Source organism: Halomonas sp. TH-94, assembly GCF_057473365.1.
The window spans coordinates 24,622-49,898 of sequence record NZ_JBYCKL010000046.1 but is presented as its reverse complement, the minus strand read 5'-3'; the positions used below and the strand labels follow the sequence as shown (position 1 = coordinate 49,898).

Here is a 25,277-nt window from a genome sequence, read left to right as displayed (position 1 = left end):
GACGCACCGTCAACGTCTGCAACGCCCCATCGCCGGCGGCGACCTCGGCACTGCCGATCGGACGGCACATACGCGAAAAGGTCTGCGAGATGGTGCAGTCCAACTGACGCGAACCTTGTTCGCAGGCAGTGCGCCACCTGACGTCCATTGAGCAATGCGAGGCAAGCCCATGGCCAAGCGCTTTCCCATCGCCTGGCGCCGGGTTCTGTTCCGGCAGGGGCACATCCTGCTCGCAGCAGGGCTTTTGGCCATATGGACTCTATTGAAACCAGGCCTCGCCGCGCCGATGTTGTTGCCATTCTGGATAGTCTCGGCGCAGCTGATCTTTGCTGGCAGCTTCGAGGCGGCACGCCTGCGGCGTCGGGCCTGGCTAGGACAGTACTTGCTTACTGCCTCGCCATGGCATCGCTGGTTGCGCGGAGGTGTACTGATGGCGCTAGGCCATCAATTGGCCGCCATTGTCCTGTCACTGCTTCTGCTAGTGAAACTGCGGCTCGTTCCATCGGTCTATTGGCTCATACTCTGCACGGCGATAGTGATCTTGGTGGTGAGCCAGAAAGCCATCCGCAGGCGGGTGCGGCGCCATGTCGTGGCCGACTTCGTTTCAGCGCTTTCGCGACGTCTGGTGATATGGCCGGCGGGCTTGCTGCTCATGTTGCTGCTGGTGCTCACCGCACTATGGCTACCGCAACCCTACCTGGTTGGCCTGGGCTGGGAGGAGAGCCTGATTCGCCACATCTCGACCGCTGCGGGCGATAGTCTTCTGGGTATGCTCGAGCGCCTCGGGCAGGCGCTGGAGCTGACCCAGTACTGGGCCATGCAGAACGCTCTGGAATGGAGCGGGTTCGGCCAAGGCCTGGCCCTGCTCGGCTGGCTGTTACTGCTGCTCACCCATAGCGCCTTTGCCTGGGCATTCATCAGAGTGTTGATCGGTGCCGATACCCTGCGCGATGTGGTCGAGCGAACACACGATGCTGAATCGAAGGACATGTCATGAAGACCCTGGTCGAGCCCATGCGGCGACTTCCGGCCGCTTCCTGGGGCCTGACGCTGCTGCTCTTATTGCTGCTGCTGGCGGGGCTCGGGTACGCCCATCAGCAGCTGCAGGAGCGCAGCGAAGCGCACCTGTTCCGAGTCGTCATCAATGGCGAAACGCTGGTGCTCGATGGCGAAGCCCGCGCTGCCTTGGGCCAGGAGTTCAACGTGCTTGCCGGCAGGCTGGACCTGCATCTGCGCAACGAAATGCAGCCATGGCTCGATGCGCGTCTCGATACAGCGTTCCTGCCGCTGGAGACTGCGGTGTCGGACTATCTCGACTGGCACTTTTCGCTGCGGGGTAGCTACCTGCGTCTGGCCATGGCAATCGGTGGCGATCTCGACGATTGGCTGGAGGCGCAGTTCCTCGAGCGGGTGGTGGAGCGCAGTGACATTGCAGTGGCGCTGGAATCCCTGGAAGAGGAGTTCGGCGAAAGGATCGTTCAGGTACAGCAGCGGGTCGTGGAGGAGATAGGCAGTACCCTGCAGGCAAGCTACAGCCATCGGCAAGTCTCGCAGGGCGCTGCGGAAACGGCACCCACCCTGGACCTCGACCTGGTGCTCGAACGTACCCTTAGCGGTGGTTGGGATGAAGCGCGCTGGAGCGCGGCGGGAGCCGGCGGCGCTGCCGGAGTGCTCGCCGGCCGAGCGCTGGCCCAGCGGCTGGTGGCTGGCACGGCCATGCGGGGCTCGCAGGCCCTGGTAGCCCGTGTCGCGCCGCGCCTGGGCATGCATGCGGCCCGTTCGCTGGGCACCGGTGCGGCCACCACGGCTGCCACCTCGCCCACCGGCCCTGCGGCACTGGTGGCAGGCACCGCCGCTACGGCAGTCGCCCTGGCGGGCCTCGTCGGCACCGAGTATGCCCTGCTCAAGGCCGAAGAGAGCCGCTACCGTGACGAGATGCATGCCGAGCTGGAAACCGAGATAGCGCGCGCCAAGGCCGAGACGCGGCATGCATTCGAGTCGGCTGTACATGCCAGGTCCCAGGCGATGGGGCAGAGCTTGGAGCAAGCCATTCAGGACGCCGAAGAGTCGGCGCAAGTGCCGTCGCAGTATCGTATTCTGGGAAGCCGGTAAGCGGTGCGTCGGGCTGGACAGCCTGGGCGGCGACGGTTACGATGTTGGCCGCTTCTCAGCAAGCAAAGCGCCCGTAGCTCAGTTGGATAGAGTGTTGGCCTCCGAAGCCAAAGGTCGCAGGTTCGAATCCTGCCGGGCGCGCCACGAATTCGAAGCCCCACGGCCATGCCGTGGGGCTTTTTCGTGTGACGGATAAGCGGTGCCGGTAATCAAAACACCAAGCTAGGTAGGAAGGTCGACAGCGCGGGCACGTAGGCCAACAGCAGCAGGCAACCCACAAGAGCCAGCAAAAAGGGGATGATCATTCGCGATAGCTGGCCGATTGAGACTCCGGAAATACTGCACGTTGCAAAAAGCGTGATACCGACAGGTGGCGTTGCCATGCCAATGGCTAGAGCCACTACTGTGATGACGCCGAAGTGAACCATGTCGATACCCAGTTGCTGTGCAACAGGGGCAAAAATCGGTACGACCAGAAGTATGATGGCACCTGTTTCCATGAATGTTCCCAAAATGAGATACATAATGATCATCAACATGAGTATCAAATAAACATTAGTCGATATCCCTAGTAGCGCGGACGATGCCATCTGAGGGACTTGCTCGACTATCATGATCCAACCAAAGGGGCTCGCAACCGCAATGAGAAGTACGATCATGGCTGAATTCAAAGCCGCTTTGTAAAAAACCGGAAACAGACACTTCCAGCTCAGTTCTCGATAAATGAACATACTTACGAAGAGGCCGTAAAATACCGCAATACCAGCTGACTCAGTCGGTGTAAAAACACCAGACATTATCCCGCCAAGTATGATGATTGGAAGCATAAGTCCCCATAGCGAGTCAGAAAATACCCGCCAGCGTTGCTTCCAATTTTGCTTTTTTTCTGTTGGGTAACCGAGCTGTCTAGAACGTAGAACACTCACAATGATAAGGCTGGTAGAAAGTAGTATGCCAGGTATTATACCTGCTATAAATAGCTGGCCAATCGATACATCGGCCACGATGCCATAAATAATGAACGTAATGCTTGGCGGTATTACCACCCCCAAGCAAGAGGCGGAAGCCACGACCGAGGAAGCATATGCGCTTGAGTAACCACGCTTAACCATCTCGGGTATGGTTAACTCCCCCACGGCAGCAGCCGTACCAGGCGCAGAGCCGGAAATGGAGGCGAAGAAGGTACAGGCGAGCACGGAAACAGCCGCCAGGCCGCCCTTGACGTGGCCAAGCAAGGCGCTCGCCAAGTTAACGATTCGCTTGGAAATGCCCCCTCGCTCCATGATGGTACCTGCCAGCATGAACAGCGGGATAGCTAACAGGGGAAATGAATTGATTCCGGCCACCATTCGTTGCGGCAGCATAGTGACAGGCATGGTTCCTGAAACCACTAAGCTTGCAAGCACTGCTATACCCATAGCAAATCCAATGGGGACACTGATGATGAAGCAGAGTACAAGTGCAAAAAGCAAGGTGAGCAACATGGGGTGCCTTCCGTTATTTCTTGTATATTGTTTTCAGTAAATCAATGGTTTCAAGCAGGCTATAAAAAATGACTAAAATCCCCATTGTTGGTACGGCGAGGTAAACCCAGCTCATGGGTATGCCCAGCGCAGGGGATGTTTGATATTGTGTAACGAGCACTACTTTGAAACCGTAATAGACGAGGTAGCCTGAAAATATTGAGATAAGAACGTACACGATAAGCTCGATAAGGCTCTGTGTCGTTTTGGAGAAAAGTCGAACGATGATGTCAATGCCGATGTGTATTTTTTCCCTGATGCCAATCGCAACGGCAATAAACGTGCACCAGATAAAGATGAACCTGATGGCTTCTTCGCTCCATGAGCTTGACTTGTTTAACCCATAGCGCATGAAGACTTGATAAATCGTCAGAGATGCTATCGCCATCATCATGGCCACCAAGCATGATTTGATTATCATGTTGATGAGTCTGACGAGCCCTGTGTCCTGTGACGTCCTCACGTTGCTACCTCTTCTATTTATTATGATAGAGTGAGCCAGCCGGGGCTGACAATGCCAGCACCCGGCTCTCTTCCTATTCGACTTCCATAATGGCTTGGACGAGCGACTCGCCCCGAGCTGCGTCTCCACCACCCAGCGTTTCATAATAGCTTGGGTAGATCTCTCGCAGGCCGGCCTGGATGAATTCATCCTTGCTGACCTCGTTGATGCTCATACCATTTTCTTCCAGAACCCTACGCATTTCGATCTCGTAATCGGCCAATGCTGCGCGTTGAATGTTACTGGCTTCAATGGCAGCCTGAGAGATGATGTTCTGGTGCTCGTCACTCAGACTCTGCCACCAGGCTTCACCCGCGATATATTGCCGCGGATAGTAGAAATGGCCGCTGAGCGACAGGTAGTCCTGCACTTCGTAGAAGCGCTGGCTGTAAATGAGGTTCATGGGGTTTTCCTGGCCATCCACCACGCCCTGCTGCAGTGCCGTATAAAGCTCGCCAAACGACATGGGTACGGCAGAAGCGCCGAAAGCATTCAGCGTGTCGATCATGACCTCGCTTTCCATGACTCGAATCTTGAGTCCTTCCAGGTCCGCCATGGTGGTGATCGGGCGCTCATTGTTCGTGAAATAGCGGAAACCGCCGTCGTTATAGGCCAAGTGTCGTATGCCGACATTGGGATACTTGTCCTGTACGGATCTGCCGATATCACCATCCAGCACTTTATGCGCATGCTCGATGTCACGAAAGATGAAGGGGAGGTCCCAGAGCATGGCTTCGGGGACGAAACGACCCATCGGGCCGTTTTCCACGTCGGCCATTTCGATGGTGCCGAACTGAATGCCCTCGACAATCGTACGAGCATCGCCCAGCTGGCCCGCAGGGTAGATCTGCACGCTCAATGAACCGTCCGAACGCTCCTCAACCATATCCTTGAAGGCACGCACCCCAACATTCTGGGGATCGTCTGGGTTGGTGTTGCCGTTATGCGCTAGCTTGATGTTGACCGTGGACTGGGCCAGTGCTCCCATGGAAAACAGGCTGGCGACTACCCCCGCCATCAGCAGATGTCCCATGAATTTGATTTTTTTAGGTTTCATGCCGTTACCTTTGTATTTGTAATGAAGAGCTGTCTTTACTCGTGCTGTCGGTGATACGTCAATTGACCTGGTGTCTGGGCTTTCCCTCCTTCAGGGCTCTGATGATTTCCTGGGAAGCCTTCTTGCGTAGCTCATTCACGGAGCTTTCCGATAGGAAGGCGGTATGGGGCGTCATGACGGTGTTTTCCAGTGCAGCCAGTTTGGGGGTACTACTCGGAGGTTCAATTTCCAGGACATCCAAGCCAGCACCTGCTATCACCTTGTTCGTCAACGCTGTGTACAGGTCATCTTCCTGAATCAGTCCACCACGTGATGTATTGACGATGAGTGCAGTGGGTTTCATTTTTTCCAGCGCTTTGCGATCTATGATATGGCGGGTTCCAGCGGTGAGAGGCAAATGCAAGGTCAGGAAATCCACACTCTTCAGGAATTCATCGAAATCTCTTTCGTGTTGAATGTCGTGGCGTGCGAGTTCACTGGACGAGGCGTAGGGGTCGTATCCCACGACATGCAGGCCGAAAGCGGCAGCACGTCTTGCGACCTCTTGGCCAATGGCACCACAACCCAGCACACCCAGGGTCTTGCCTCTTAGTCTCGGCGCAGATTTGGCCAGATTGGCATCCCATGTACCCTGGCCGACTTTCTCATCCAGGAAACACACTTTCCTGGCCAGCGCGAGCAGCAGGGCAAGAGTATGGTCAGCCACCTCGTCCTGACAGTAATCGGGGACGTTGGCCACCATGATGCCGCACCGCGATGCGGCCTCGAGGTCAACATTGTTGTAGCCGATGCCGGCTCGAACTATTACCTTGCACCGAGGCAAGCATTCAATGACTTCGGCAGTGACCGAGGCATATACGACCAGGAGTGCGTCCGCTTCCTTGCCGTGCTCTACCAGTGTTTCAATTTTACTGTTCGGGCTCAGCTGAAATGCGATGTTATCTTTGGAGAAGCTACTCTCTTCGATTGACGTATCGGGAAAGATAGTATCCGTCATGAGTACGTTATAATTCACTTTTTCACCTTTTTTGGCAACAGCTTCCCTCGGGCTGTCATGCCCGTGACTGGGTCGCCTTCTATGCCGGGTTTATTGTTTTATTTGAAGTTCATTGGTAAGCGTGCCAATGCCATCGATAGTGACCGACATTACGTCTCCTGCGTTGACGGGGCCGACGCCGTGAGGAGTGCCTGTGAGAATGACATCGCCGGGCAGTAACGTCATATGTCGTGAAATATAGCTGACGACATGGTGGACGTTGAAAATGAATTGGTTGATATTCGAGTCCTGCCGAATCTCGCCGTTGACTTCAAGCGTGATCCTGGCATCGTCGTGATTGACGCTCTTTACGATACCTGGCCCGAGCGGGCAGAACGTATCGAAGGACTTTCCCCGTGTCCATTGTTTGTCCGAAAGTTGAATGGCACGTGCGGTGAAGTCATTGGCGCAGGTATAGCCAAACACGTACTCATCGACTTCGGTTGCCTGGATATTCTTGGCCGCCTTGCCAATCACGATGGCAAGCTCAGCTTCGTAGTCCAGCCTTCCTGTTTCCTGAGGAGCCACTATGTAATCGCCATGAGCGATCACCGTAGTAGAAGGTTTGATGAAAAGCAGAGGGGCTTCCGGCAGCGTTTCGTTCATTTCTGCGGCGTGGTCACGATAGTTGAGGCCTACGCACACCACCTTGCTCGGCTGACATGGGGGAAGTAGTGTGACGTCAGAGAAAGGAACATGCTCTTCACCTAGGGTCTCATGATTGAACAGAGAGCCGTTCAGGCGTCGAACGGCACCGTTTTCCACGAACCCTTCATGGATTTCGTTGTTATAATTGTATCGAATGTACACTGTCATACTCCCGCTTTTATGATGTCTTTTCCGATGAGGTGGTTAATTCGCTCCTGAACATCGAGCAAATGTTTCTGCATCTCTTTCTCAGAAAGCTCCGAGTCTTTTTTCTTGAGGGCTTCCAGGATGTTGGTATGAAACTTGATGGACTCCTTCATGACGGGCTTGTCGTATCCGACACTTTTTTGGGCTCGAAAGACAAGTGTTATTATCGAGTTGTACAAGCTGGCAAGCACTCTGCTCTTCGATGCTTTTGCGATCTGTTGGTGGAAGGCGATATCGGCCAAGACATAGTTGTCGTTGTTGTCTGCTTTCTCGGCTTCGATCATGAGCTCAATTTGTCGAGCCATGATGTCAATATCTTTTTGCTCGATTCTTTGTGCTGCCAAGCCAACCATGGTCTTTTCCAGAAATAGTCGTGCTTCGGTAATGTCCGTGTAGCTGCAGTCATCCAGTAGAATTTTGAGAGCAAGAGTTTCCTCCAGTATGGAGGAAAAATTGGCGGTTATTACGGTTCCAGCATTGGTTCTGCTGAGGAGGCCCTGCAGCGAGAGTATTTTCAATCCTTCCCGAACCGAAGCTCGGCTAACGCCAAACTGGTCGCATAGCTCTCTCTCACCCGGAATTCTGTCCCCTGCGTTGAGTTCGCCGCTGACGATCATTGCCTTGATCTTGGCCACGACAAAGTCGCTCAGGCTTTTCTTCTCGAGAGGCTCGATCTTCATAGGGCTCTGCTCTAGTGCTGTTGCAAGGTTTGTGGTCCGGTGCTCTGATGGTCAGACCACTCGTTTTGTAGAAAACTAGCCTTTGTGGAAGGAAGGGTCAAGCAAAAGATGTGCACCACTCCTGAGCCCGCTTGCAGCTCGGTTCAAGCACTACAGGCACTCATCAGCCTGGGTCTCTAGCATCGAACCGACCGTTAGAAGCGCCGGTGATGGGTCTGAAGTGCAGGTTGTTGCGGATCCCTACGGTAGGCTCATAGGGACCTGCCCTTGGCCGCGTCGTTCCAGGCGGCGACCAGGTTGCGTGCCTGTTCGCCGACCCGTTCGGGCGTCTGGCCTGGCCGATAGAGGGCGCTGCCCAGGCCGGCGCCGTCGATGCCGGCGGCGCGCCAGGCTGCCATGGTGTCGGCATCGATACCGCCCACGGCGTACAGCAGGGTGTCGGTGGGCAGCACGGCGCGCATCGCCTGCATCCCGGCGATGCCCATTTGAACGGCGGGAAAGAGCTTGAGCCCGGTGGCGCCGGCATCCAGCGCGTCGAAGGCCTCGCTGGGCGTGAGTACGCCCGGCCAGCTCTGCATGCCGAGGCGGCGGGCGGCGGCGATCACCTCCGGGCGGCAGTTGGGCGAGACGGCAAGCCGGCCACCGGCGGCGTGTACCTCGCTGGCCTCTCTTGCCGTGAGCACCGTGCCGGCCCCCACCAGAGCGCGTTCGCCCAGGGCCTCGGTCAGTCGGCGTATGCTGTCCAGGGGCTGGGGTGAGTTGAGCGGTACTTCGAGAGTGGTGATGCCGGCGGCGAGCACCGCCTCGCCCACCGCTACCGCCTCGTCGGGAGTGATGCCGCGCAGAATGGCGATCAGGGGCAGGCTCATGGTCTCTCCTTGAGTAAGTCAGTCCCGGGCATTGTGTCGCGAATTGGCTTGGGCCAAACCCAAGCCGGCCAGCACCGTGGCCTCGCCGCCGAAGCGCCGGCTGCTGCAACCCAGGGCTTCCAGCGCCAGCGCATAGCGGGAGCAGAGCTCCGTGCTGCCGATCAGCGTGACGGGGGCGTCATGCCTCAGCTCGTCGGCAAGGGCGGACAGTTCCAGGCCAATGACGAGCCCCGAGAGGCGCGCGTCCAGGTGGAGCCGCCGGGCCTGGCCGTGGGGCAGCGAGTCGTCGAGCAGATCGGCGGCGCGCAGGGCGAACAGCCGCTGGCTGAAGCGTCCGGGGTCGGTGGCTGCCTCGTGTACCGCGCTGGCGAACGCCTCGCCGCAGCCGGGCTCGTCGAGCCGGGCTGCGCTCACCGAATGCTTGAGCACCGATTGGCTGGCCAGGAGCGCATACAGCTCGCCGGTGAGCGAAGTGGCGAAGCGCATCACCGTGCCCGCCTCGAGTCGGACCCACTTGGCGTGAGTGCCGGGCAGGCAGACCAGCCCCGTGAAGCCGGGCTCGAGCGCCACCAGCCCGGCCAACTGGGTCTCCTCGCCGCGCATCACGTCGAAGCCTCGCGTCGCGTCATCGGCATGCTGGCACAGTCCTGGCAGCAGGCGCACCTGCAAGCGCGGGTCGCGCACCGTCGGCGCGACGGCGCCACGGGTCAGTTGGTCCAGGCGCGTCGGCACCGGCAGGTAGGCCGCCTCGCGCCAACCCTGACGGGCGCCGGCCATGCCGCAGATCCACACCGGCACGCGGCCGGACGCGGGCAGCCAGTCGCTGATCGCCTCGAGCAGCGCCGGCTCGTAGTGTTCCGGGCTCAGGGCCAGCATGCCGTTGCCGCTGCCTGCCCGGGCCAATACCTCGCCCCGTGCGTCCATGGCCCAGGCGCGCAGATGGCTCGAGCCCCAGTCCACCGCAATCCACGCCAGCCGTGCATGCACCTCGCCGTTCATGTCCGCTCTCCTTACCACTCGGCAATGGAGCCGTCTTCATGGCTCCATACCGGGTTGCGCCAGCGATGGCCGACCTTGGCTCGCTCCTCGACGAAAGCCTCGTCGATCTCCACGCCGAGCCCCGGCCCCTGGGGAATGGTACAGAAGCCCTCCGCGATGGCCAGCACCGACTTGTCGACCAGATAGTCGAGCACGTCGTTGCCCTGGTTGTAGTGAATGCCCATGCTCTGCTCCTGGATGAAGGCGTTGTGGCACACCGCATCCAGCTGCAGCGAGGCGGCCAGGGTCAGAGGACCAAGCGGGCAGTGCGGCGCCAGGGCCACGTCGTGAGCCGAGGCCAGCGTGGCGATCTTCAGCCCCTCGCTGATGCCACCGCAGTGGGAGAGGTCGGGCTGAATGATGTCGATCATGCCCTCGGCCAGCAGGTCACGGAATTCGAAGCGGGTGTGCAGCCGCTCGCCGGTAGCCAGCGGGTAACCCAGGCCCCCGGCAATGTGCTTGAGTGCCGGCAAATGCTCGGGCGCTAGTGGCTCCTCGACGAACATCGGATGGTAGGGCTCCAGCTCGCGCAGCAGCGCCTTGGCCATGGGCCGATGCACCCGGCCGTGGAAGTCGATGGCGATGCCTACTTCGGGCCCCACCGCCTCGCGCGCTTCGGCCACGCGTGCCACGGCCTCGTCGATCTTGCGGTGCGAGTCGACGATCTGCATCTCGGCGGTGCCGTTCATCTTGAAGGCGGTGAAGCCGCGCTCCACCAGCTCCCTGGCTCCCGCCCCCACGTCGCTTGGCCGGTCGCCGCCGGTCCAGGCGTACATGCGCATGCGCTCGCGCACCGCGCCGCCAAGCAGCTGATGCACCGGCACCCCTAGGTCGCGCCCCTTGAGGTCCCACAGCGCCTGGTCGATACCGGCGATGGCGCTCATCAGGATCGGGCCGCCGCGATAGAAGCCGGCGCGGTACATCGTGTTCCACAGATGTTCGATACGGTGGGGATCCTTGCCGACCAGGTAGTCGGCAAGCTCATGCACCGCGGCCTCGACGGTGGCGGCGCGGCCTTCGATGACCGGTTCGCCCCAGCCGTAGCAGCCTTGGTCGGTTTCGATCTTGAGAAACAGCCAGCGTGGCGGTACCTGCCAGGTCTTGAGTCGGGTGATTCTCACCAGGGGTCTCCTCGGTACATGCGGCCGTGGGATACGGCTTCGTCGGCGTGGGGGACGTATCCAGCCGGCCTGCGGGTCATTCCCGCTGCTGCCGCGGCAGGATGCGCCCCGGGTTCATCAGGTCATCGGGATCGAATAGCGTCTTGATGCCTACCACCAGCTCGCGCTCTACCGGTGAGAGCCGGGCCAGATAGGCGGGTTGCTTGGTGCGACCGATACCGTGTTCGGCGCTTATGCTGCCGCCGAAGTCGTCGAGCAGGGAGAACAACTGCGCCTCCAGGCCGTGGAGATGATCGTACTTCTCGGCCTCGGGCATTGTCGGCGGTGGCAGGATGTTGAAATGCAGATTGCCATCGCCGACGTGACCATAGGCGATGATCTCGCAGTCGGGCGAGGCTTCTCTGATGCAGCGGCTGGCCGCGTCGACGAAGGCCGGGATCGCCGAGATGGGCACCGATATGTCGGTGCGCAGGTGCTCGCCGCGGCGGCGCTGACCCTCCAGCATGCTCTCGCGGAATTGCCACAGCTGTTGCGACTGGCTCTCGCTGGCGGCCAGCGCACCGTCCAGTATCAGGTTGCGCGCCATGCCTCCTTCCAGCAGGTGCTCTAGCATGCCGCCGAGATCCAGCGGCCCGCTGGCGCTGACCTCCAGCAACACATACCAGGGGTAGTGCTGCTGCATGGGGTCGCTGAGCGTGGCGGTGGCCTCCATGGCGAGCTCGATGCAGCGCCGCGGAATCAGTTCGAAGGCGCTGAGCAGGTCGCTGCAGTCGCGCCGGGCGAGGCCGTAGAGCTCGATCACCGCTTCCAGGGAGTCCAGACCGAGCAGCGCCGTGCGTGACTGAACGGCCCGCGGTGTGAGCTTGAGCACGGCCCCGGTGACGATTCCCAGAGTACCCTCGCTGCCGAGGAAGAGCTGCCTGAGAGCGTAGCCGCGATTGTCCTTGTGCAGTTCGCTCATGGCGCTCCACAGGCGACCGTCCGGCAGTACCACTTCGAGGCCGAGCACCAGCTGGCGCATCATGCCGTAGCGCAGCACGTTGAGCCCGCCGGCGTTGGTGGCGACATTGCCACCGATCTGGCAGCTGCCCTGGGCGCCGAGAGCCAGCGGGAAGTCGCACTCGTGCTCCGCCGCGGCCTGCTTGACGCTGTCGAGAATACAGCCGGCATCCACGCTCATGGTGAAGTTGATCGCATCGACGCTGCGCACGCGGTTCATGCGTTCGAGGCTGATCACCAGTTCGTTTCCCTCGGCGGCAGGCAGGGCCCCAGCCACCAGGCCGCTGTGTCCGCCCTGGGGCGCCATGGGCACGCCGTGCTCCCGACACAGGCGCACTGTCGCGACGACCTCCGCCGTGGTGGCGGGGCGCGCTACCGCCAGCGGCACGCCGAGCCTGACGCCGGCCCAGTCGGCCACGTAGCGCGCCATCTCCTCACCGTCGCGCAGCAGACCACGCGCGCCCAGGCAGCGGCCGAGGGCGTCTAGAAAACGATCCCGGTTCTTCATGGTCACCTCGCGATAAGGTCGTGTAGGGGCTTCCTGCTGGCGCTTGGCCAGGGCTCGCCTATCATGGTATGTGTCGTGATGTATGACAGGTATGCCAGTGCGGTCCACTTTAGCGTATCAACGCAAGCCGGGTCGACCGGCGTGGCCGGCAGGGTGGACCGGCGATGAGTGTAGGCAGGCTCAGACGAACAGCGAAGGGGAGCGGGCATGTTGGATGAGTGGAAGGGCAAGCGTGTTTTGATCACCGGGGCCAGCCGCGGTATCGGCGCGGCCGTGGCGCGCCAGCTCGGTGCGCTGGGGGCGCGGGTTGCGGTGCATTATCACGCCAGTGCCGACGCGGCTGAGGCGGTGGCCCGCGACATTCGGGCGGCAGGCGGGGAGGCCGTGGTCATCAGGGGCGATGTCAGCCGCTCCGAGCAGGCCCGGCGTGTCGTCGACGAGGCCGCCGAGCAGCTGGGTGGCCTGGATCTGTTGATCAACAACGCCGGCGACATGCTGGGACGGGTCGCGCTGGCCGAGATCGACGATGAGCATTTCGACCGGGTAATGGACCTCAACGTGCGCTCGGTGGTGATGGTCTCCCGGGCCGCGCTGCCGCACTTCAAGCGTGCCGGCGGCGGCAACATCATTCATACCACGTCGATTGCGGCCCGCAATGGCGGCGGGCCGGGCGCAGGGCTCTACGCTGCGGCAAAGGGTTTCGTCAGTACCATGACCCGCAATATGGCCAAGGAGTTGATGGACGACAACATCCGCGTCAACGCCGTGGCACCGGGAGTCATCGCCACCGATTTCCACGTGCGCCACTCCACCGAGGAGCAGCTGGCCGCAGTGTCCGCTTCCATCCCCATGGGGCGCACGGGGGTCGCGGAGGAGTGCGTAGGCGCCTACGTGTTCCTCGGTACCGATAGCATGAGCGGCTACGTGACCGGGCAGATCGTCGAGGTCAACGGCGGCCAGTTGATGCCATGAGCAAGACAACGCCCGTATCCGACTATGAGCTCGTCATCACCATGGGCGATCCTGCCGGCATCGGCCCGGAGATAATCTGCCGCGCCCTGGGCGACATGACGGAGCGGGAGCGAGACAGTCTCCTGCTGGTGGGGGATGTCGCGATCTACCGCCGGGCCGCTGCGCTGGTAGGCGCCGCGTTCGAATTCACCCCGCTGGAGGAGGTTCGCCCCGGCGACGGGCGCGTGGCCGTCGCCGAGGTCGACGCGCCCGAGGCGCAACCCATCCCCGACGGACGCATCAGTGCCGCCGGTGGCGACCTGGCGTTTCGCTGCGTCAGGCGTGCCGTGGAGCTGGTCCAGAGCGGTCGTGCGCAGGTGATCGTCACCGCGCCGCTGAACAAGGCGGCGTTGCATGCGGCGGGCCATCACTACGATGGCCACACCGGCATGCTGGCGGCGCTCACCGGGGCGCCCTCCTCGTTCATGCTGCTGGCCTCCGAGAGGCTGTCGACGCTGCATGTCTCCACCCACGTTTCACTGCGCGAGGCGATCGAGCGTGTCAGCGAGGCGCGTATCGCCGCCACCGTGGAGGTGGGGCACGAGCATCTGGTGAAGATGGGCATATCCCAGCCGCGGATCGCCGTGGCCGGGCTCAACCCCCACTGCGGTGAAGGCGGTATCTTCGGCGACGAGGACGAGCGCATCATCGCCCCGGCTGTGCGCCAGCTGCAGCAGTACGGCTTCGACGTGAGAGGGCCGATCTCGGCCGATAGCGTCTTCTATCGCGCCACTCGTGGTGAGTTCGATCTGGTCGTGGCCCAGTATCACGACCAGGGCCACATCCCGGTGAAACTGATCGCCTTCGATACCACGGTCAACGTGAGCCTCGGGCTGCCTATCCTGCGCACCTCGGTCGATCACGGTACGGCCTTCGATATCGCCTGGCAGGGGCGGGCGGATGCTACCAACATGACGGCAGCCATAGCCTACGCCCGCCGCCTGGCCACGGGCTCACGCTCATGAGCCGCTGCCGGGTCGCCATTGTCGCTGACGATCTCACCGGCGCCCTGGATGCGGCGGCCCCCTTTGCGGCGCGTGGAGCGCAGACGCGTGTGGTGATCGCGCTGGAGCATCTGGCGAGCAGCCTCGAGGCGTGGCGGGAGAGCGCGCCGCAGGTAATCGCGGTGAATACCGAATCGCGTCACCTGCCGGCCCCAGAGGCGGCAGCGCGTGTCGTTCAGGCCACTAGGCTGCTGGAGCGACTCGCGCCCGCCATATGGTTCAAGAAGATCGACTCCACCCTGCGCGGCCAGGTCGTGGCGGAGAGCCTCGCCATGCTTGGCGTGACCGGGCGTCAGCTGCTGCTGGCTCCCGCCGTGCCTGCCCAGGGACGCGAGGTGCGTGATGCCGAGGTATGGGTGGAGGGGCAGCCGCTGGCGCAAACCGCCTACGGGGTCGATGCGCGTTCGGGCGCCCTGCAGGGACCGCTGGATGCGGCCTTTCTCGCGGCGGGGGTGACGATGATGCGCCGGCGTGCCGCACCGGGCCTCGGGCTCGAGCAAGGGCATGTCGTGGTCGACGCCTCGACCCAGCAGGACCTGGCCTACCTTTACGACGCCGTTGCACGCGCGCCGGAGCGCTGGCTGCTGGTGGGGGCCGCGGGCCTGGCCTGCGAGGCAGCCCGGCGCAGTTTCGGGCTGATGCATGGTTCGGCCCCGTGGTTGAGCAACGTTCGCCATGGCCTCTATGCGGTGGGCTCGCGCAGCCCGCGCGCGCTGGAGCAGTGCCGACGGCTGCGGCAGGGAGCGCCCGGGCTTGGCTGGGAGGCGGTTCTCCCAGCCGGCGCCACTCCTGCTGACACCCCCGCTGAGCCGGCCTCGGCGCAGCGCTTGCTGATACCTGGCGACCGGGACGGCCATGCCCGCGACCCTGCCGAGGTGGCCGGGGCGATGGGGGAGCGTATAGCGGCAATCGTTGCCGAGTGGCCGCGCTCTAGCGTGCAGCTGATGTTTCTGACCGGCGGTGATACGGCGATGGCGGCACTCGGCCGCCTGGGGGGACGCTTCATCGAGGTGGTGGCGGAGTGGCGTCCCGGAGTGGCGTTGGGCTACCTCGACGGTGAACCGCTGCGCATGGTGATGACCAAGGCAGGTGGCTTCGGCGACCCGGAGCTGTTGCTGCAATTGCATGCCGAGATCACGGGGCCCGAGCCCGCCCGTCTGGCCTGAACCCGGCCGGCGCGATTACCGGTTGCGTGCATGTTGGCGAGCGTCTAAGTTTGGACAGGGTGGTATGATACGTATACAACAAGACAGTCTGATCACACCGCGCCAAGCGTTCGCGAGAACGCTTCGGCCCGGTGCGACACTGCTGCCCAAGGCCTGCACCCTAACTCGACAAGCAGAATAAACCGACAGGTTGTAAGGAGAACAAGATGAGCCACACGCGCCAACGCCAGCCCAAGCTCCTGCGCATGACCGTCATCGCCCTTGCGGCGGCGGGCATCAGCATGGCGGCGAATGCCCAGCAGAGCCTGCGATTCGCCCATGTCTACGAAACCTCCGAGCCGTTCCACGAATGGGCGCTGTGGGCGGCCGACGAGATCGAGCAGCGTACCGAGGGGCGCTACACCATGCAGGTGCACCCTGCCTCTTCGCTGGGCAAGGAAGAGGACATCAACGAGGGGCTCCAGCTCGGCACCATCGACGTGATTTATACCGGTACCCAGTTCGCCGGGCGCTCCTACGGGCCGATCGGCATTGCCGGCGCTGCCTATATGTTCCGCGACTTCGATCACTGGCAGGCCTACGCCGATAGCGACCTGTTCCAGGAGATTGCCGAGGGCTACCAGAATGCCACCGGCAACGTGCCCCTCGCTCTCAACTATTACGGCGAGCGCCACGTGACCTCCAACAAGGCGATCAACGTGCCCGACGACATGCGCAACCTGCGCATTCGCGTGCCCAATGCCCCGCTCTACATGATGTTCCCCCGTGCGGTGGGGGCCAACCCGACGCCCATCGCCTTCGATGAGGTCTACCTGGCGCTGCAGCAGGGCGTGGTGGATGCCCAGGAGAATCCGCTTCCCACCATCCGGGCCAAGGCGTTTCATGAGGTCCAGGATTACATCAACCTGACCGGACACATCACCGATTCGCTGATCACCATCGTCGGTGGGCCGCGCTGGAGCCAGCTCTCCGAAGAAGACCGCGAGATCTTCCGCGAGGTGTTCGAGGAGGCGGCACGCAACAACACCGAAGAGATCGTCCAGGCTGAACGGGAGCTGGTTACCTGGTTCGAGGAGCAGGGGACCACGGTCATCGAGGTCGACCGCGCGCCCTTCCGTGAAGCCGTCATGCCACAGCACCTGGGCGATGCCGCGACCTGGGACGAGGAGACGTACGACCGACTGCAGGCCATCGGCCAGTAAAGGCAAGCATCCCGCCCCGTTCGGGGCGGGATGCCAAGGAGGCCCGACCCATGTCTCATCCCCACCCTCCCAAGACGTCGAGCCCCGAGCTCCATGAGCCCGAGATCGATTTCCATCTGGCGTTCGATGACGACGACTTCCGCTTCAGCGACTACGCCGTGGAGGATTACGTCACCCTGGTCGTGTTCTGGGCGCTGATCTTCGTCGTGTTCCTGCAGTTCTTCACCCGCTACGTGCTGGGCGACTCCACCACCTGGACCGAGGAGATCGCTCGCTATCTGCTGATCCTGGTCGGTTTCATCGGCAGCGTCATGGCGGTCCGGCGCGGCACCCATATCATGGTGGAGTTCTTCTACCACTACATGCCCGGCTGGCTGTCATGGCTGCTCAATGTCGCCGTCGAGGTCGTCAGTATCGCCTTTTACACCATGCTCGCCTGGATCACGTTCAAGCTCGGCGGGCGAACCGGGGGCATGATGATCTCCGTGGACGTGCCCAAGAGCGTGCTCTATTACGCCGTGTGCGCGGCCTTCGTGTTGATGGCCTTGCGGGGGCTGCAGCGGCTGGTAGGCCGCATCCTGGCAGAGCGCCGCCAGGCCTCGTGCCGACCCGCACCACCCGATCCGCAGTGACGACAACGACAAGATTCCTTCGTGAGGCAACGCATGGCTCGACTCTCCGTGATGCGCTGGCACAAGCCCATCGTCACGCCCACGCTCTCGGCGCTGGCCGTGCTCGGCTGCCTGATCCTGGCGGTGATGGGACATTATCTCTCTTTCCTGTTCTTCTCGCTGTTCACCATGCTGGTGCTGGGCGTGCCGATCGCCATCAGCCTGGCCGGCTCGTGTCTGATGTTCGTGCTGATCAGCGGTCAGGTGCCCGACATCGTCGTGGCTCACCGCATGATCAACGGCATCGACAGCTTTCCATTGCTGGCCATTCCCTTCTTCATCTTCGCCGGCAGCCTGATGAACAACGCCGGGATCACCGAGCGCATCTTCAACTTCGCCAAGGCGCTGATGGGGTGGATGCGCGGAGGGTTGGGCCACGTCAACGTGGGCGCGAGCATCGTCTTTTCTGGAATGTCGGGGGCGGCGGTGGCAGATGCCGGCGGCCTCGGCATGATCGAGGTAAAAGCCATGAAGGATGCCGGCTACGATGAGGAGTTCGCCGTCGGCATCACCGCAGCGTCGTCCACCATAGGGCCGATCATCCCGCCCAGCCTGCCGATGGTGATCTACGGCGTCATGGCGTCGGCTTCGGTGGGTCAGCTGTTTGCCGCCGGGCTGCTGCCGGGTCTGCTGATGGGCGCCATGCTGATGCTGATGATCTTCCTGATCGCGCGACGTCGAGGCTACCAGCGTGACGCCACCTTCTCCATACGCGTGCTGGGGCACACCTTCGGCCGGGCGCTGCTTTCGCTGATGACACCGGTGATCATCGTCGGGGGCATCATCACCGGTGCCTTTACCCCCACCGAAGCTGCCGTGGCCGCCGTGTTCTATGCGCTGCTCCTGGGTGTAGTGGTCTATCGCACCCTGACCTGGCGCAAGCTGATCAAGGTGAGCATGGAAACCATCGAAACCACGGCGGTGATTCTGTTCATCGTCGCCGCCGCCTCGATCTTTGCCTGGATCCTCACCAGCAACCAGGTCACGCAGCATGTCATCGCCCTGATGGGGCCCTTCTCCGACAGCAAGGTCGTGGTGCTGATGATGGTCAATCTGGTGCTGATCCTCGTCGGCTGCTTCATGGAGACCATCGCCGCCATCACCATCCTGGTGCCGGTCCTGCTGCCTCTGGTCATGGCGGTAGGTATCGATCCGGTGCACTTCGGCGTGATCATGGTGCTGAACCTGATGATCGGCCTGCTGACGCCGCCGGTGGGCATGGTGCTCTATGTGCTGTCGCGGGTGTCCAACGTCAGCTTCGAGCGTTGCATGCGGGGCACGATACCGTTCCTGATTCCACTGGTGATCTGTCTGATGCTGGTGACTTTCGTGCCGGCCATCTCCATGTGGCTGCCCACTCTGGTCTATCGCTGATAGGCGAACGCAAGGGAAGTGAGCGATGAGTAAAGGCGTAGCCGACTTCAAGGTGGCGAGGAGTGAACTGGAGCGCTTCATGCTGGCGGTGCTCGAAGGCGCGGGTGCCGATGAGGTCTCGGCCAGGGCCGTGACGCGCGCCCTGGTGACGGCATCGCGAATGGGTACCGACAGCCATGGCCTGCGGCTGCTGCCCCATTACGTAAGCGCGCTGCAGGGGGGGCGTATCGCCGGTGCGCCCCGGCTGCGCTTCGAGCGGCGTCTGCCCGCCACTGGTTACCTCGATGCCGGTAACGGCTTCGGCCACCTTGCCGGTTACACCGCCATGGCACATGCCGTCGATATGGCCGAGCAGGTCGGCATGGGGGCCGTGGCCGTGGGTCATTCATCGCACTTCGGCGCGGCCGGCTGCTATGCCCTGGCCGCCGCCGAGCGTGGCCTGATCGGCATGGCCCTGTGCAACTCCGACCCCTTCGTGCTGCTGCATGAGGGCGTGCAGCCGTTCCACGGCACCAATCCCATCGCCTTTGCTGCGCCGGTGGCCGACGGCTTGCCCTACCTGTTCGACATGGCGACCAGTGCGATTCCCTGGAACCGCGTGCAGCAGTACGGTGCCATTGACCGCGAGCTGCCCGATCAGGTCGCTGCGGACGCCGCGGGCAGGGTGACGCGAACGCCTGCGGACGTGGCGGCTCTGCTGCCGCTGGGGGGCGCCGATTTCGGCTTCAAGGGGGCCGGGCTCGGCGGCATGGTGGAAGTGCTCAGCTCCACCCTGGCGGGCATGGCCAACGGCTTCAGGCTGCTGCCCATGGGCGGGCCCGACATGGCCACGCCACGGGGCGTGGCGCATTTCTTCCTGGCCATGAAGCCCGATGCCTTCGCTCCGGGCGAGCCCTATGCGGAGCGGATGCGCGACTACCTTGGCGACCTGCGCGCGCAGCCGGGCCGCGGGGGTGGTGCCGTGCTGGCCCCGGGCGATCGCGAATGGGCTTGTCAGGCCCGCCGCGATGCCGAGGGCATACCTCTGGACACGGCCAACCAGCAGGCCTATCGCGAACTCGCCGAAAGGCTCGAGATCGTGCCGCTGGAGCGTCTGGCGTAAGCAGGGGGCTGGCCAAATACGGTAAACTGGCGCCAATTGGCGAAATTCAGTGGAGCATCAGCCCATGACCAGATATCGGGTCGAGCGTAAGACGCTCTCCGAGCAAGTGGCCGAGCAGCTCGAGGCCGAAATCCTCGAGGGCCGGCTCAGCGAGAACGATCAACTGCCCTCGGAGCGCGAGCTGATGGAGCAGTTCGGTGTCGGGCGCCCGGCGGTGCGCGAGGCGCTGTTCTATCTGCAGCAGCTCGGCCTGATCGCCATCAACAGCGGCACCCGCGCCCGGGTGATTCGGCCCACGGCGGAATCGGTCATGGCACGCCTCTCCGGCGTGACGCGCCAGCTGCTCGCCAAGCCCGACGGTCAGCAGTATTTCCAGGAAGCCCGGGCGATGTTCGAGATATCCGTGGCCCGCTACGCGGCGCGTCATGCCAGCGACGAGGATCTGGCGAACCTGCGTGCCGCCCTGCAGGACAATCGGGAAGCCGTGGGTGACGAGGCGCGCTTCAAGCGCTCCGACAACGACTTTCACGGCGTCTTGGCGAGCATTTCCCGCAACCCCATCTTCGACGCCATTCATGTGGCGCTCTCCGAATGGCTCGACGACCGTCGCGCCCAGGTGCTGCAGCAGAAAGATGAGGACAAGGCGGCACTGGCAGCGCACATCGAGATCGTCGAGGCCATCGAGTCCCGCGACCCCGATGCCGCCGAGGCAGCCATGCGGCGCCACCTGGACCGTCACTATGGGACCTATATGAAGCTCAAGAAGCGCCTTGCCGACTGACGGTCTGTGCACGTTTACTCGGCGCTGATCCGTCGACAGGTCCCCCGGCGCCCTTCGTCGAGCGCAGCCAGGTTTTGCCTCATAGAGAGACGCCGCGCTTCCAGGGAATGAAATCATACTGCGCCAGCTCCACCGCGCGGGGCAGGTAGCGCCCCGAGGCGGTGTCGAGACAAAGTTCGAGCAGCCGCTCGGCCAACTCCTCGATGTTCGCTTCGCCGCGAATGATGGGGCCGGCATCGAAATCGATGACGTCGCTCATGCGCGCGGCCAGTTCGCTGTTGCTGGCGATCTTCAGCACCGGGGTCACGGGGTTGCCGGTGGGCGTGCCGAGCCCGGTGGTGAAGAGGATCAGGTTGGCCCCGGAGCCGGCCAGCGCGGTGGTCGATTCCACGTCGTTACCGGGAGTGCAGAGCAGGCTCAGTCCGGCCCGGGTGTGCGGCTCGGTGTAGTCGAGCACGTCTACCACCGGACTGTCGCCGCCCTTCTTGGCGGCGCCCGCCGATTTCATCGCGTCGGTGATCAGGCCGTCGCGGATGTTGCCGGGGGAGGGGTTCATCGAGAAGTCGGCGCCGACCCGGGCGGCATGGCGCTGATACGCTTCCATCAGCGCGCGGAAGCGCTCGGCCACGGCATCGTCCCGGCAGCGGGCGATCAGCTCGTGCTCCACGCCGCAAAGCTCGGGGAACTCGCTCAGGATACCGCTACCCCCCAACGCCACCAGCCGGTCGACCACTGCCCCCACCAGAGGGTTGGCGGAGAGCCCGGAGAAGCCGTCGGAACCGCCGCACTCCACGCCGAGGGTCAACGCCGAAAGCGGGGCCGGTGCGCGAGGGGTGCGGTTGGCCTCACTCAGACCGTCGAAGATGGTGGTCAGCGCTTCACGAATCAGAGCTTCCTCGCTGACGCTGGCCTGCTGCTCCAGGTAATGCACCGGGCGCAGCCCGCGCGGGTCGCGCTCGGCCACGGCGGTTTGCAGCATCTCGATCTGCGCCTTCTGGCAGCCGAGGCTGAGTACCGTGGCGCCGGCCACATTGGGGTGGCAGATGTAGCCGGCCAGCAGCCGACAGAGCGCCAGGGCATCCTCGTCAGTGCCGCCGCAGCCCAGGGTGTGAGTGAGAAAGCGCACGCCGTCGACGTTGGGGAACAGGCGTTCCCCGGGCGGCTCGGCCGGAGCCGCACCGGTGCTGCCATGTAGCAGCTCCCGCGCCATGCGCTTGTAGTCACGATAGGGATCTTCGCCCAGGGCGTCGGCGACGCACTGGCGCAGCACCTCGATGTTGCGGTTCTCGCAGAACACCAGCGGTACCACCAGCCAGACGTTGGCGGTACCCACCTTGCCGTCGGGGCGATGATAGCCGTCGAAGGTGGCGCCGACGAAGGCCGAGACCTCGGGGGCCTGCCAGGCGCCGCGCCGCGCCTGGGGCACGCTGGTGGCGGTACTGTGCGCCGTGTTGTCGGTGGTGATGGCCGTGCCTGCCGGGATGAGGCGGGTGGCGCGACCCACGGTGACGCCGTACATGATCACGGCGTCATCGGGGGCGAGGTCTTGCAGGGTGAACTTGTGCTTGTGAGGGATCGCCTCCGCCAGCTGCAGGCGCCTGTCGCCGTCATCGACGGAATGGCCGACGGGCAGGTCCTTGAGGGCCACGCGCACGTTGTCGGCAGGGTGAACCCGCAGGCTGTCGAGGTGGCCGCGATCGTTGGCCAGAATCTGGGTGGTCATGGGGCGGTGCTCCCTACGGCGGCTCGTCAGTGCGGCTCGGCGATCACGTGCTGCGCCTGTTCGCCGAGACCCTCGATGCCCAGGCGCATCTGCTGACCGGGCTTCAGGTAGACCGGCGGCCGCTGGCCCATGCCCACCCCGGGTGGGGTGCCGGTGGAGATGATGTCGCCCGGCTGAAGACTCATGAAGCGGCTCAGGTAGCTGATCAGGAAGGGGATCCGGTAGACCATGGTGCGGGTGTTGCCGGCCTGGTAGCGGTGGCCGTCCACTTCCAGCCAGAGGCCGAGAGCGTGGGGGTCGGGCACTTCGTCCGGTGTCACCAGCCAAGGGCCGAGGGGGCCGAAGGTGTCGCAACCCTTGCCCTTGTCCCAGGTGCCGCTGCGCTCGAGCTGGAATTCCCGCTCCGAGACGTCATTGACCACGCAATAGCCCGCCACGTGGTCCATGGCCTCGTCCTCGTCCACGTAGCGTGCTTGCTTGCCGATCACCACGCCGAGCTCCACCTCCCAATCGGTCTTGCGGGAGTCACGGGGAATGACGACGTTGTCGTAGGGGCCGCAAATGGCGCTGGTCCACTTGGCGAAGACCACCGGTTCCGGCGGCACCTCGGCGCCGGTCTCGGCGGCGTGGTCGGAGTAGTTGAGGCCGATGCAGATGAACTTGCCGACGCGCCCCACGCAGGGGCCGATGCGGGGCTCGTCAGCCACCGCAGGCAGCCGCTGAGGGTCGAGTTCGGCCAGCCGCGACAGGGAGTCGCGTCCCAGATGGTGGCCTTCTAGGTCGGGCAGGTGAGCGGAAAGGTCGCGGATCACGCCGTCTGCGTCTAGCAACCCTGGCTTTTCGTGGCCACGGGGGCCGAAGCGCAGCAGTTTCATCGAGTTCTCCTCGGGTCAGATGAGCCAGCCGCCGTCGATGACCTGGGCGGTGCCTGTGGTATAGCCGGATTCATCGGCAGCCAGATAGGTGGCCAAGGCGGCGATCTCCTCGGCGGTGCCGAGTCGCCCCAGCGGTTGGCGGGCGAGAAATTCGGCGTGCACCTCGGCCTCGGGGCGGCCCTGGCGCTCGGCCTGCTCGCGTATGCGCTGGCGCAGCGAAGGGGAGTCCACCGTGCCGGGACAGATGGCGTTGCAGCGGATACCGCTACCGATGTAGTCGGCGGCGATCGACTTGGTCAGGCCGAGTACCGCGGCCTTGGTGACACCGTAGGCGCAGCGGTTGGGAACGCCCGTGAGGCTGGAAGCCACCGAGGCCATGTTGATGATGCTGCCGCCGCCGCTGGCGATCATTGCCGGCAGCAGTGCGCGGGTCAGGCGCATCATGGCGGTGACGTTGAGAGCCAGCGAGCGCTCCCATTCGGCATCGGTGACGTCCATCAGCGGCCCGCTGGCGACGTAGCCGGCACAGTTGAATAGCACGTCCAGCCGCGGCTGTGCGTTGGCCAATACCGCAACCGCCGCGCTGTCGAGCACATCCAGTCGGCGCGTCTCGATACCGGGGGTGCTCTCCAGGTCGCTCAGTTTGTCGGCATCGATATCGGTAGCGATGACCCGGGCGCCTTCGGCGGCGAAGCGCAGCGCCGTGGCACGACCGATGCCCTGGCCGGCGGCGGTGATCAGAGCCGTCTTGTGCTGCAGTCGCATGGCATATACCTGTATGACAGGCTGCTAGCCTGATGTTCGGTCAAGTATGGCCCAGTGGCGCTGACTTGCCAACCGTGGCTCTGCTCGGCCGTAGCGCAGCAAAAAGGCGGCCAGGAGTCAGTGGCCGCCTTCGGGTCAGGGCCTGCGCGGTTCAGGGCGTAAGGTTGCCCCATGCCGCTTCGTTGACCAGGCTGAGCGGGCGTTTGCCGTCCAGCGCCAGCGTGATGTTGTCCACGGCGCGCTGGGCCATGGCGTCGCGGGTTTCGTGTGTGGCCGAGCCGATATGCGGCAGTGCCACCACGTTGGTCATGTGCGGTAGCGGGGACTCTGGCGAGAGCGGCTCCTGGGCAAAGACGTCAAGCCCGGCGGCGTGGATTTCACCCGTTTCCAGCGCCGCGATCAGCGCCGTTTCGTCGACCACCTGGCCGCGAGCAATGTTGACGAAGATCGCCGAGGGTTTCATCAGCGCGAATTCGCGCTTGCCGATCAAATGCGTGGTCTGCGGCGTCAGCGGCACGGTCACGCAGACGAAGTCGGCCTGGGCCAGCAGTTCATCCAGCTCGCAGCGCACGGCGCCCAGCTCCTGCTCCAGCGCCGGTTTGGGCGAGGAGCAGGCGTAGAGCACCCGCATGCCGAAACCCAGGGCGCCGCGGCGGGCCACGCTGGCGCCGATACGACCGAAGCCGATCATGCCCAGGGTCTTGCCGTGCACGTCGCTACCGAAATGAGCCTCGCCGATGCCGGTCGTCCAGTCGCCGCGCCTGACGAGATCGGCCAGCTCGATGGCACGCCTGGCGGTTGCCATGATCAGCAGGAAGCCGGTGTCGGCAGTGGTCTCGGTGAGCACGTCGGGGGTGTTGCACAGCAGGATGCCGCGCCGCGTCAGCGCCTCGACGGGGTAGTTGTCATAGCCCACCGAGACGGTGGCGATGGCCTTGAGGTGCGGGGCGTGATCGAGCAGCTCCGGGGAAATCACGAGACTCGAACCGACCAGTCCGTGTGCTTGGCCCAGGGCTTCGCGAAAGCCGGGGTCGTCGGTGCTCTGCAATGTCTCGAAGTAGTCGACGTGGAAGCGTTGCCGGAGCTGGTCGAGGTGGAAGGGTTTGAGACGGCAGTAGGCAATGATGCGCTTTGTCATTGTTTTTCGGCTCTGTGGGCGAGGTGGGATCAGCCTAGTCAAGGCCGCAGCACAGGGCAATGCGACGCCTACCCATCCTATTTGCGACATTTGCCCCGGTCGCTGCTGGCATCCTGCCCGCCTCTGGCCGATCTTAATCATATCCGTGAGCGACAACATGCAATA

Annotated in this window: 24 protein-coding genes and 1 tRNA gene; 11 read left to right on the top strand and 14 right to left on the bottom strand. The window is 63.1% G+C overall.

Annotation, left to right across the window (positions count from 1 at the left end):
- The first annotated feature begins 169 nt into the window (after positions 1–169).
- From AC2VNO_RS09475 to AC2VNO_RS09465, 3 genes are all read left to right on the top strand, one after another.
- Positions 170–997: a hypothetical protein gene (locus AC2VNO_RS09475; protein WP_486933906.1), complete on the top strand. Its 828-nt coding sequence runs from the start codon at positions 170–172 to the stop codon at positions 995–997.
- Positions 994–2,112 carry a hypothetical protein gene (locus AC2VNO_RS09470; RefSeq protein ID WP_486933905.1) on the top strand — a complete coding sequence of 373 codons (1,119 nt, stop codon included), beginning with the start codon at positions 994–996 and terminating at the stop codon, positions 2,110–2,112. Before AC2VNO_RS09475 ends, AC2VNO_RS09470 begins: the two co-directional genes overlap by 4 nt.
- 67 nt (positions 2,113–2,179) lie before the next feature.
- Positions 2,180–2,256 (top strand) — tRNA-Arg (locus tag AC2VNO_RS09465).
- A gap of 65 nt (positions 2,257–2,321) precedes the next feature.
- Here AC2VNO_RS09465 and AC2VNO_RS09460 read toward each other — a convergent pair.
- The 10 genes from AC2VNO_RS09460 to AC2VNO_RS09415 all read right to left on the bottom strand — a co-directional run bounded on the left by AC2VNO_RS09460 (position 2,322) and on the right by AC2VNO_RS09415 (position 12,300).
- Positions 2,322–3,596, bottom strand: a complete 1,275-nt coding sequence (locus tag AC2VNO_RS09460; RefSeq protein ID WP_486933904.1) for a TRAP transporter large permease — start codon at positions 3,594–3,596, stop codon at positions 2,322–2,324.
- A 13-nt stretch (positions 3,597–3,609) separates the two neighbouring features.
- A complete protein-coding gene (locus AC2VNO_RS09455) occupies positions 3,610–4,026 on the bottom strand; it encodes a TRAP transporter small permease (RefSeq protein ID WP_486933903.1) in 417 nt (138 codons plus the stop codon).
- Between the two features lie 145 nt (positions 4,027–4,171).
- Positions 4,172–5,194: a TRAP transporter substrate-binding protein gene (locus AC2VNO_RS09450; protein WP_486933902.1), complete on the bottom strand. Its 1,023-nt coding sequence runs from the start codon at positions 5,192–5,194 to the stop codon at positions 4,172–4,174.
- Positions 5,195–5,252: 58 nt separating this feature from the next.
- Complete coding sequence (locus AC2VNO_RS09445) at positions 5,253–6,209, bottom strand: C-terminal binding protein (RefSeq protein ID WP_486933901.1); 957 nt, start codon at positions 6,207–6,209, stop codon at positions 5,253–5,255.
- Positions 6,210–6,281: 72 nt separating this feature from the next.
- Positions 6,282–7,040: a fumarylacetoacetate hydrolase family protein gene (locus AC2VNO_RS09440; protein WP_486933900.1), complete on the bottom strand. Its 759-nt coding sequence runs from the start codon at positions 7,038–7,040 to the stop codon at positions 6,282–6,284.
- Between the two features lie 2 nt (positions 7,041–7,042).
- Entirely contained in the window at positions 7,043–7,765 is a 723-nt protein-coding gene (locus AC2VNO_RS09435) for a FadR/GntR family transcriptional regulator (protein WP_486933899.1), read from the bottom strand.
- A gap of 251 nt (positions 7,766–8,016) precedes the next feature.
- Entirely contained in the window at positions 8,017–8,634 is a 618-nt protein-coding gene (locus AC2VNO_RS09430; RefSeq protein ID WP_486933898.1) for a 2-dehydro-3-deoxy-6-phosphogalactonate aldolase, read from the bottom strand.
- 18 nt (positions 8,635–8,652) lie between these two features.
- A complete protein-coding gene (locus AC2VNO_RS09425) occupies positions 8,653–9,633 on the bottom strand; it encodes a 2-dehydro-3-deoxygalactonokinase (RefSeq protein ID WP_486933897.1) in 981 nt (326 codons plus the stop codon).
- Between the two features lie 11 nt (positions 9,634–9,644).
- A complete protein-coding gene (dgoD, locus tag AC2VNO_RS09420) occupies positions 9,645–10,793 on the bottom strand; it encodes a galactonate dehydratase (RefSeq protein WP_486933896.1) in 1,149 nt (382 codons plus the stop codon).
- A 76-nt stretch (positions 10,794–10,869) separates the two neighbouring features.
- The gene (locus tag AC2VNO_RS09415) at positions 10,870–12,300 is read right to left on the bottom strand and encodes an FAD-binding oxidoreductase (protein ID WP_486933895.1); all 1,431 of its coding nucleotides are present in this window, start codon (positions 12,298–12,300) and stop codon (positions 10,870–10,872) included.
- A gap of 207 nt (positions 12,301–12,507) precedes the next feature.
- Here AC2VNO_RS09415 and AC2VNO_RS09410 point away from each other — a divergent pair, with 207 nt between their 5' ends.
- The 8 genes from AC2VNO_RS09410 to nanR all read left to right on the top strand — a co-directional run bounded on the left by AC2VNO_RS09410 (position 12,508) and on the right by nanR (position 20,611).
- Positions 12,508–13,272: an SDR family NAD(P)-dependent oxidoreductase gene (locus AC2VNO_RS09410; protein ID WP_486933894.1), complete on the top strand. Its 765-nt coding sequence runs from the start codon at positions 12,508–12,510 to the stop codon at positions 13,270–13,272.
- Positions 13,269–14,276 (top strand): 4-hydroxythreonine-4-phosphate dehydrogenase PdxA, encoded by a 1,008-nt coding sequence (gene pdxA, locus AC2VNO_RS09405; RefSeq protein ID WP_486933893.1) that lies wholly within the window; start codon positions 13,269–13,271, stop codon positions 14,274–14,276. Before AC2VNO_RS09410 ends, pdxA begins: the two co-directional genes overlap by 4 nt.
- A complete protein-coding gene (locus tag AC2VNO_RS09400) occupies positions 14,273–15,481 on the top strand; it encodes a four-carbon acid sugar kinase family protein (RefSeq protein ID WP_486933892.1) in 1,209 nt (402 codons plus the stop codon). The genes pdxA and AC2VNO_RS09400 overlap by 4 nt, the downstream gene beginning before the upstream one ends.
- Before the next feature lie 206 nt (positions 15,482–15,687).
- Complete coding sequence (locus AC2VNO_RS09395) at positions 15,688–16,683, top strand: sialic acid TRAP transporter substrate-binding protein SiaP (RefSeq protein ID WP_486933891.1); 996 nt, start codon at positions 15,688–15,690, stop codon at positions 16,681–16,683.
- Positions 16,684–16,733: 50 nt separating this feature from the next.
- Positions 16,734–17,315 (top strand): TRAP transporter small permease, encoded by a 582-nt coding sequence (locus tag AC2VNO_RS09390; protein WP_486933890.1) that lies wholly within the window; start codon positions 16,734–16,736, stop codon positions 17,313–17,315.
- A gap of 33 nt (positions 17,316–17,348) precedes the next feature.
- The gene (locus AC2VNO_RS09385) at positions 17,349–18,728 is read left to right on the top strand and encodes a TRAP transporter large permease (RefSeq protein ID WP_486933889.1); all 1,380 of its coding nucleotides are present in this window, start codon (positions 17,349–17,351) and stop codon (positions 18,726–18,728) included.
- A gap of 25 nt (positions 18,729–18,753) precedes the next feature.
- Positions 18,754–19,830 carry an Ldh family oxidoreductase gene (locus AC2VNO_RS09380; protein WP_486933888.1) on the top strand — a complete coding sequence of 359 codons (1,077 nt, stop codon included), beginning with the start codon at positions 18,754–18,756 and terminating at the stop codon, positions 19,828–19,830.
- 64 nt (positions 19,831–19,894) lie between these two features.
- Positions 19,895–20,611 (top strand): transcriptional regulator NanR, encoded by a 717-nt coding sequence (gene nanR, locus AC2VNO_RS09375; protein ID WP_486933887.1) that lies wholly within the window; start codon positions 19,895–19,897, stop codon positions 20,609–20,611.
- Positions 20,612–20,690: 79 nt separating this feature from the next.
- Here the strand turns inward: nanR and AC2VNO_RS09370 are convergent, their stop codons facing one another.
- From AC2VNO_RS09370 to AC2VNO_RS09355, 4 genes are all read right to left on the bottom strand, one after another.
- Complete coding sequence (locus AC2VNO_RS09370) at positions 20,691–22,334, bottom strand: UxaA family hydrolase (protein ID WP_486933886.1); 1,644 nt, start codon at positions 22,332–22,334, stop codon at positions 20,691–20,693.
- A gap of 26 nt (positions 22,335–22,360) precedes the next feature.
- Positions 22,361–23,209: an ureidoglycolate lyase gene (locus AC2VNO_RS09365; protein ID WP_486933885.1), complete on the bottom strand. Its 849-nt coding sequence runs from the start codon at positions 23,207–23,209 to the stop codon at positions 22,361–22,363.
- A 15-nt stretch (positions 23,210–23,224) separates the two neighbouring features.
- The gene (locus tag AC2VNO_RS09360) at positions 23,225–23,974 is read right to left on the bottom strand and encodes an SDR family oxidoreductase (RefSeq protein WP_486933884.1); all 750 of its coding nucleotides are present in this window, start codon (positions 23,972–23,974) and stop codon (positions 23,225–23,227) included.
- A 151-nt stretch (positions 23,975–24,125) separates the two neighbouring features.
- A complete protein-coding gene (locus AC2VNO_RS09355) occupies positions 24,126–25,112 on the bottom strand; it encodes a 2-hydroxyacid dehydrogenase (RefSeq protein WP_486933883.1) in 987 nt (328 codons plus the stop codon).
- Positions 25,113–25,277 lie beyond the last annotated feature (165 nt).